Origin of the sequence: Streptomyces sp. NPDC006365 (genome assembly GCF_042870755.1) — a bacterium.
GTDB classification, from domain to species: Bacteria; Actinomycetota; Actinomycetes; order Streptomycetales; family Streptomycetaceae; genus Streptomyces; species Streptomyces xiangluensis.
Genome location: NZ_JBIAHS010000008.1, coordinates 425,396 through 433,041, shown reverse-complemented (window position 1 = coordinate 433,041; position 7,646 = coordinate 425,396). Strand labels below are relative to the sequence as shown.

The window sequence follows — 7,646 nt, the reverse complement described above, 5'->3', positions numbered from 1 at the left end:
GGACACAAGACGTCGCCATGCCTCCCTCAACCCGAGCGAAGCCATGCCTGACCAGCAGAAATCAAGGGATCAGGTTCGGTTGAGATACGGCTTCTAAGGGGCGGGAATCTTGCTGACCTGCGGCGGAACGACGCCGACGCCTGAAGTCCGCATCCGGCGTTCCCCGGTGTTCCCCGTGGGTTCCCGCACGACCTGGCACGGATCTGGCATGTCTGCCGGGAGTGCCGACCACAGGAACAAGGGCGTTGTCAGTGAGGGCTGTTAGCTTCCGTGGCAGAGATCAGCCGGTCCGATGTTCTGGATGAAGAACACGGCGGCCAAGGGGGGTGGCCGGATAGGGTTCCCCGGACCACTGGGTCCCGGGACGCCGAATGGCTCCGCACCCACCCCCCTCGCAACCTTCTGATCCGTATCTCTACAGAGATCGGTCATTGAAGGTCATTCAGGCTGCTGAGAGGCCCATGACGGCCGGTGTCGGGCGTTGCCCGTTGCCGGCGTGGCTGCACTTCGCTGCTGTGCAACTCCCCTGCTGCCAGGCCGTGGTCAGTGCCCCTTGCGGTTAGCCGCGCAACTGCTCGGTCAGACCCAGCTGGCTCATGATGGCGCCGGTGTCCAGATAGGCACGGCCCTCATGGATCTTGCCGTCCTTGACCTCGTAGATGTCGCATGCGTGCACCGTGACGTGACGCCCCGTGGCGGGCACGGTGCCCGCATGCAGGACCAGGTCCCCGGTCTGGGTCCCGCTGCCCGTATACTCGACGACCACCGTGTCCCCCTGGGACGTGAGGTGGTCGAGGGTGAATTTGCCGTCGGGCATCGCGTCGAACATGGCCTTCGCGAGCCGGGTGAAGCCCTCCGGCCCCTGCAGCGTCCTGCCGCTGCCTTCCTCAATGAGGGTGCAGTCCGGAGCGACGGACCCGGCGATGGAGTCGTAGTCCCGATCGTTCCAAGCCCGGAAGAGGTCACGGACGAAAGTTTCATTGTCAGCCATGGGAACCTCCACGAGGGAACATCCCTTTCTTCCCATGCTGACCCGCCGCGTCCTACTGTGCATCCCCTGCGGGTGGTTTCCGGGAGCAACCTCGGGACCATGTCGCAGGCCGCAGCCCACCTCATCACGTGGCCAACACGCTTTCCAGCTGTGGTGGTGAGGTGTTGGAGTGCGTTCGGGGGCGTTCACCTGGGTTTATGTGCGGTCGGCTTGTGGGGTGAGTCTGGCGGGTGGTCCCCGCTGAACGGCCGTGAACGGTGCTGAATGAGACGGAAAATGAGACGGGCGCCGTTCGTGCCCGGAGTACTGCCCTGCCTGTATGCGTGCTGCCAGGCAGGGCCCGCTCCGCTCTTGAGCGGCGTACCCAGCCGGGCCGGGGGATCATTGGAAAGAGACGCGTAGCCCCCTGCGAACTGAGGAGGTGGCGATCATGGTGGGTCCCTTGGGCCCGGACGATTCACACTCGCCACGGACGACGCCGGAGAGGGAGTGGGCTCACAAGCGGCTTGAGAAGAAGCGCAAACTCCGCGCTGACTTCGTGGCCTACGTCGTGATCAACGCATTCTTGATCGTGGTGTGGGCACTAACGGGTGCAGGATACTTCTGGCCGGGCTGGGTCCTTGGCGGGTGGGGCGTATTCCTGCTGCTCGACGCGTGGCAGGCCTACTTCCGGCGGCCCATCACGGACGACGACATCGATCGGGAACTGCGCAGCATGCGCTGAGAAGGAGCGCGCGGTCCGTAGGTGGCACAGCGCCCCTCTCACCGGCGTGACACGAACGCGGGCTCGCGGAAGCTCGATCTTGGAGGTCTGAGCTCAGCCGACGACAGTCAGCCACGATGGTGGGTGCGTCGACCGGTCAGGTGCGCGTGTGTCTCGCTGCACCCCCACCGGCCTTGGCTACGCTGCTCAATGTCTGTCACGGCAAGCCCCGACGGCGACAGTGGAGCGAGGAATTGGGCAAGGACCTCTTCGAGCTACTGGCTCAAGGGGCACTGAGGTCTGGTGCGCTGGTCAGTCGGACACTCATGAAAAAGAACGGAAGAGTACGGAACACGTGGCAGACGGCGCCGCTTCGGTGCAATCAGACGGCTGCCCTCCGGCCGCTACCAGGCGCGCTATCCGGGGCCTGACGGAGTTATGCGCCCGGCTCCCATCACATTCGAGACGACCGCGGGATCACAGCGGACAGCAACAAGGCCCAGGTCTCTGACCTGGGCCTTAGTCGTGGAGCTCGCCGGACTCGCCCGGCAACCCGTCGCCCTCGTCGGCGTCGACTGCAAACGGGGAGTGGAGCTTGCTCCCTTCGCTCCGCGGCTCTCGGCGCTGGCGACCGATCCGGAGCAGGCGGCCGAACTGCTGCCCGTGCTCATCAAGGAAATGGAGAAACGATACGACCTGATCAAGGCGCGGCAGGGCATCACGCCGAGCACGCCCGACGAGGAGATCACTTCGGACGTATGGGGGCTGCCCGAGCGTGAACGCCCCGTACCGATTGTGCTGTTCGTCGACGAGGTGGCCGAACTGTTCCTCGTGGCCACGAAGAAGGACGAGGAACGGCGGGACGAGATGGTGACTCAGCTCATCCGGCTCGCTCAACTCGGCCGTGCCGCCGGTATCTACCTGGAGGTCTGCGGACAGCGGTTCGGCGCCGAGCTGGGCAAGGGGGCGACCATGCTGCGGGCCCAGTTGACCGGCCGCGTCTGCCACCGTGTGAACGACGAGGCCTCTGCCAAGATGGCCCTGGGTGACATCGCTCCTGAGGCGGTCGCCGCAGCCTGCGCCGTCGCTCCCGAACGGCCAGGACTGGCCGTGGCCGGTGACACTTCCGGCGGCTGGTCCCGCATCCGTACGCCCTACCTGTCCCTCGGCGACGCGGCAGAGGTCTGCCGAGACTCCGCAGACCTGGTCCCGGACCTACCCGCGCTCAAGCCCTTCCGGCCCGACGTGCCCGTACGGCCGGTCGAGTCTCCGGCCCCGGCTGTCCAGCCGCATCCCGTGACCGACTGAGCCTCGTCCCTTTCCCTCTCCGGTCGGCGTGACCGACTCGCGCCACGTCCCTACCCCTCCCATGCCCGAATCCGGAAGGAGCCGCGGTATGCGTGCCCAACTGGCCCGTGTCGACGCGGTGCTCGTCCAAGCGTTCATCGCTGCCGCGCTGTCCTTCGCCCACCTCCACGACATCGCCTCGGCGGCCGGTCAGGACGGGTGGAAGGCGTGGGCCTATCCCATCTCGGTCGACCTGCTGCTTGTCGCCGCCTGGCGCCGCCTGCGGACCGGTGGCGCGAAAGCGGCAGGGTGGTGCTGGTTCGTCATCGCGCTCACCGCATCTCTCGGCGCGAACGTCGCCACCGCCGGACTGCTCGACATGGACCAGGTGCCGGCCTGGCTGCGCATCCTCGTCGCGGGCTGGCCTGCGGTCGCTTTCCTCGGCGGAACGCTTCTCGCCCACTCAGCGCCGACATCCGTTGAGGACGCCCGTGGACCAGGAGGACGAGGCCGAACCCTTCCCTGAGCCACCCGCGCAACCCGACCCAGATCTGGTGTCCACCCCACCGGCCGTGTCCGCGCCGCCTGCTGTGTCCGTCCCGGCCGCCCTGGTCGAGCACGCCCGCAAGGTCGCTGCCGAGCACCACACCCGGACCGGAACGGCCATCGACACCCCAACCCTCCGCGCTCGCCTCGGCGTTCCCGCACCCATGGCCGAGGCCATCGCCGCCCACCTCTGAAAGGAGACCCGCATGGCCGCCAACCGCCGCTTCCGCTCCGTCACTCGCATCGGCCCCGTCCAGGTCGGCACGTCCTACGACGGCCGGGGCCGTGAGAAGCACACCGCCGCCTGTACTGCCCCGCGTTGCGGCTTCTCCACCGACTACGACAGCCGCGCCGCCGCCGAACTGGCCGCCCGGACCCACCGATGCCCCGTGCGCTGAAAGGACTTTGCCTCCATGACCGTCAGCCTGCCGCTTGTCGTCGTCCTCGGCTTCTTCGCCTGGGGAGCGGTCAAGTTCCTCGGCGTCCGTACCTGGATCGTCGTCGTGATCGCTCTGTTCGGCTTCTGGCTCTCGGACACCTTCATGGCCCCGGCCATCGAGTCCGGCACGCGCTCCGGCGTGGGCGTCATAAACGGCTCACATGACTAGACGACTAGGCAAGGAGAGTTTCGCCGTGTTCCTGCCCAAGTACCCTGACAACCCGACGCCGCCGCCCGCTCACACCCACGCGCCCACCGACCCGATGCCTGCGCCGCGCTCGGCTCCGTCGATCGCCATCAGCCCTGGAGCGATAGCGGCCGTGGTCGCCTGGCGTCGTGCTGACCGCGCTCCTGGCCGCCGTCGCCGTCTCGGCTATCTCTGTGGCCATCGCCGCCGTGGTCCTGCGCTCGATGCTCCGCGACCGCCACAACCGCCGCTGAACACCAGACCCCCGGCGCGGCCTCGATACCGCCAAGCATCCGCCGCCCCAGGGGCCCTGCCCCTCCTGACCGAAGCCAGAAGGAGAAAGCCATCATCACCCGCTCCACCCCGCCCCCGCTGTCTGAGCTCGGCGAGCTGGCCTCGCTCGGCACCATGCCCGGACTGCTGAGGCAGCTCTCCAGCCTCGGCGGCTGCACCCACCCGATCCGCCTCGACGGCCACCGCACCGAATACGACCTGAACACCCGAACCGGCGAGATCGGCAACGTCCTCCACCAGCTCGACTCCTCCGGCCTCCCGGCCGGTCACCTCCTGGTCCGCTGCAACAACCGCCGTACGACCCGCTGCGCGGCCTGCGCCGAGGTCTACCGGCGTGACACCTTCCACCTGATCACCTCCGGCCTGCGTGGCGGCAAGGGCATCCCGGAACGCGTCGCCGCACACCCGCGCGTCTTTGCAACCTTCACCGCTCCGAGCTTCGGCCCGGTCCACAACCGCCCCTCGGGCCCGGCCGGTTCGGTCCGTCGCTGCAGGTGCGGCGTCCTCCACGACCAGGACGACGACGCGCTCGGCACTCCGCTCGACCCGGAGGCGTACGACTACGAAGCGGCCGTGCTCTGGAACGCGCACGCCGGTCCGCTGTGGCGGCGCTTCTCGACCTACCTGCGTCGCGAGGTCGCCAAGCGGGCCGGACTCTCGCAGCGTGCGTTCCGCGCGCACGCGCGGGTGTCCTTCGCCAAGGTCGCCGAGTACCAGAAACGCGGCGCCGTCCACTTCCACGCCGTCATCCGCATCGACGGCCCCGAGGGCGGCGACACCCAGCCTCCGGACTGGGCCACCGCCCAACTGCTCACCGATTCCATCGAGGCCGCCACCGCCAGGGTCCGCGTGGACGGGCCCGTCATCGACGGACGCGCGCACACCTTCACCTTCGGCGGCCAACTCGACATACGCACCATCCGCAGCACGGACTTCGACGGTGGCCAGGAGCTGACCGAGCGGGCCGTAGCCGCGTACGTCGCCAAGTACGCCACCAAGGGCGCCGAGACCGCGACGGGAGCTCTCGACCGTCCCCTCAAGTTCCTCGCCGAACTGGCCCAACTCGACATCACCGACCATGCCCGCCGACTCATCCGGACCGCTTGGACCCTGGGCGCACGCAAGGAACTGGAAGACCTCCGGCTCCGGGCCTGGGCCCACATGCTCGGATTCCGCGGCCACTTCTCGACCAAGTCTCGCCGCTACTCGACCACCCTCGGTGCCCTGCGCACCGCCCGCGCCGAGTGGCGCCGCGCCCAAGCCGCAGCAGCAACGGAGGGCGAAACCGACACGACCCTTGTCCTCTCGCACTGGGTCTTCGCCGGAACCGGCCTGTCCTCCGGCGAAGCCTGGCTTGCCGCATCCCTCGAACCCGCCCCTGGAACGGAAGGAGAGCCCACCCGTGGCTGGCCGCTACCTCACCGTGGCGCAAGTCGCAGAATGCCTCGGCACGACCGAGCGCTTCCCGCGCCGCCTGATCGCGGAGCGACGCATCACGTTCGTCAAGGTCGGCCGCCATGTGCGCATTCCAGAAAGCGCGTTGGGTGCGTTCATCGACGCCAACACCGTTCGGCCGGTCCGTCAGCGTGGTGCCATGCTGCGGAGGGTTGCCTGATGGCCAACAAGAGGGGCAGGCGCAGAAGCTTCGGGTCCGTCCGGCAGCTCGCGTCCGGTCGTTGGCAGGTTCGCTACCGGGATCCGGATACGGGTCTCCTTCGTCCGGCTGAGAAGACGTACGCGTCCAAGACGGATGCTCAGGTCGCGCTCACGCACATCGAGTCGGACATCACGCGCGGGCAGTGGGCGGACCCGGACGCCGGGGCGGTGAACTTCGCGGAGTACGCCACGGCATGGCTGCGGGATCGGAAGCTGGCCGACCGCACCCGCGAGCGGAATGAGTCGGTGATGCGGCTGCACATCCTCCCGACCTTCGGGGCGGGCTCCGTCGCTGCCGTCACTACCGCTCGGGTGCGCAGCTGGCGCGGCAAGTTGCTGGCGGCCGGGGTTGGGGAGCCGACGGTAGTCAAGGCCTACCAACTGTTGCGGGCCTGATGAACACGGCTGTGGACGACGAGATGATCCGCCGGAACCCGTGCCGTATCAAAGGCGCGGACAGCTATGACGTGCCTGAGCGGCCGGTGTTGACGGTGTCTGAGGTCTTCGGTGTGGCTGATGCCATCGATCCGCGCTACCGGCTGCTCGTCCTCCTGGCGGCGTTCACGACCCTCCGTTTCGGCGAGCTGGCCGCGCTGCGGCGCAAGGACATCGACTTGGCCGGCCGCGTGGTCGTGGTGCGGCGTGCGCAGGCCGAGTTGCAGGACGGTCGGCTCTTCGACAAGGCGCCCAAGTCGGCGGCGGGAGTGCGGACGGTCTCGTTCCCGGGTGAGCTGGTCGACGAGATCAACTATCACCTGGAGCACTACGCCGGGTCCGGCCGAGACGGACACGTCTTCGTGGGTCCCCAGGGTGGACAGCTTCGGCGCAGCAACTTCCGGGACGACTGGGTCAGGGCCAGGAAGGCGGCAGGTGCCACGGCGGAACTGCACTTCCATGATCTTCGGCACACGGGCAACACGCTGGCCTCGACCGCAGGGGCCAGCACCCGGGAGCTGATGACGAGGATGGGCCACAGCAGCTCGCGGGCCGCGCTGATCTATCAGCACATGACCAGCGACCGTGACCGGGCCATCGCGGACCGGCTCGGCGCGATGATCCGCAAGGGTGGGGGAGGCCCGCCAGGCTCGGGGGATGTGGACTCTATGCGGACTTAGTGGCACGCGAGTGGCACGGCGTCGAACAAAGCGAAGGGCCAGCCTGGGAGGAAACCCCTCCTGAGCTGGCCCTTTGTTCTGTGCCCCCGGCAGGATTCGAACCTGCGACACCCGCTTTAGGAGAGCGGTGCTCTATCCCCTGAGCTACGAAGGCGGGGGCTTGTAGAAAACCTTGGAGAAAATCCAGGAGATGGATCTTCGGCGAGGATCGCAAGCCCGCTGGTCAGGCATGGTGCGACGTCCTCCGCAGTTTCACTTGACGCAGACAACGCGGCGCACCAACGACCGACCATGGACAGCGTAGCGGATGACGCGCCAGTGAGGGCCCTCGCTGTGGGGGCAGGAGGGCGGGACGGTGGGTTGAGTGCCTCTGACCTGCCGCGACCCGTGGCTCGCGGCGCGTGATGGGTGGACGTTGGGGGGAGCCA

At 67.9% G+C, this 7,646-nt stretch carries 5 protein-coding genes, 1 tRNA gene and 5 pseudogenes; 9 read left to right on the top strand and 2 right to left on the bottom strand.

All coding sequences use genetic code 11. The features are described 5' to 3' along the window. Positions 1-559 precede the first annotated feature (559 nt). Positions 560-991: an ester cyclase gene (locus tag ACFYO0_RS24180; protein WP_388679457.1), complete on the bottom strand. Its 432-nt coding sequence runs from the start codon at positions 989-991 to the stop codon at positions 560-562. Positions 992-1,421: 430 nt separating this feature from the next. On the opposite strand from ACFYO0_RS24180, the gene ACFYO0_RS24175 reads away from it, so the two are divergent. The 9 genes and pseudogenes from ACFYO0_RS24175 (at position 1,422) to ACFYO0_RS24135 (ending at position 7,218) form a co-directional block, all read left to right on the top strand. Beyond that, the gene (locus tag ACFYO0_RS24175; protein ID WP_388679504.1) at positions 1,422-1,715 is read left to right on the top strand and encodes a 2TM domain-containing protein; all 294 of its coding nucleotides are present in this window, start codon (positions 1,422-1,424) and stop codon (positions 1,713-1,715) included. 510 nt (positions 1,716-2,225) lie between these two features. Continuing rightward, a pseudogene (locus tag ACFYO0_RS24170) lies at positions 2,226-3,002 on the top strand (FtsK/SpoIIIE domain-containing protein); the annotation flags it as partial. A gap of 88 nt (positions 3,003-3,090) precedes the next feature. Further along, positions 3,091-3,721, top strand: a pseudogene (locus tag ACFYO0_RS24165) (DUF2637 domain-containing protein). Positions 3,722-3,733: 12 nt separating this feature from the next. Next, complete coding sequence (locus tag ACFYO0_RS24160; RefSeq protein ID WP_388679455.1) at positions 3,734-3,925, top strand: mobile element transfer protein; 192 nt, start codon at positions 3,734-3,736, stop codon at positions 3,923-3,925. Between the two features lie 15 nt (positions 3,926-3,940). After that, a complete protein-coding gene (locus ACFYO0_RS24155) occupies positions 3,941-4,135 on the top strand; it encodes a hypothetical protein (protein ID WP_388679453.1) in 195 nt (64 codons plus the stop codon). A gap of 25 nt (positions 4,136-4,160) precedes the next feature. Then, positions 4,161-4,407 (top strand): annotated as a pseudogene (locus tag ACFYO0_RS24150) (SpdD protein). 154 nt (positions 4,408-4,561) lie between these two features. After that, a pseudogene (locus ACFYO0_RS24145) lies at positions 4,562-5,854 on the top strand (replication initiator); the annotation flags it as partial. Then, the gene (locus ACFYO0_RS24140; RefSeq protein WP_388679501.1) at positions 5,850-6,062 is read left to right on the top strand and encodes an excisionase family DNA-binding protein; all 213 of its coding nucleotides are present in this window, start codon (positions 5,850-5,852) and stop codon (positions 6,060-6,062) included. The pseudogene ACFYO0_RS24145 and the gene ACFYO0_RS24140, both read left to right, overlap by 5 nt. Continuing rightward, positions 6,062-7,218, top strand: a pseudogene (locus tag ACFYO0_RS24135) (tyrosine-type recombinase/integrase). Before ACFYO0_RS24140 ends, ACFYO0_RS24135 begins: the two are co-directional and overlap by 1 nt. Before the next feature lie 81 nt (positions 7,219-7,299). Here ACFYO0_RS24135 and ACFYO0_RS24130 read toward each other — a convergent pair. Beyond that, positions 7,300-7,372: transfer RNA gene (locus ACFYO0_RS24130), tRNA-Arg, on the bottom strand. Positions 7,373-7,646: the final 274 nt, after the last annotated feature.

Excerpts from the sequence above, each read along its gene's own strand:
- ACFYO0_RS24175 (WP_388679504.1), top strand. The coding sequence starts at position 1,422 with ATGGTGGGTCCCTTGGGCCCGGACGATTCACACTCGCCACGGACGACG.
- ACFYO0_RS24180 (WP_388679457.1), bottom strand. The coding sequence starts at position 991 with ATGGCTGACAATGAAACTTTCGTCCGTGACCTCTTCCGGGCTTGGAAC.
- ACFYO0_RS24155 (WP_388679453.1), top strand. The coding sequence starts at position 3,941 with ATGACCGTCAGCCTGCCGCTTGTCGTCGTCCTCGGCTTCTTCGCCTGG.
- ACFYO0_RS24160 (WP_388679455.1), top strand. The coding sequence starts at position 3,734 with ATGGCCGCCAACCGCCGCTTCCGCTCCGTCACTCGCATCGGCCCCGTC.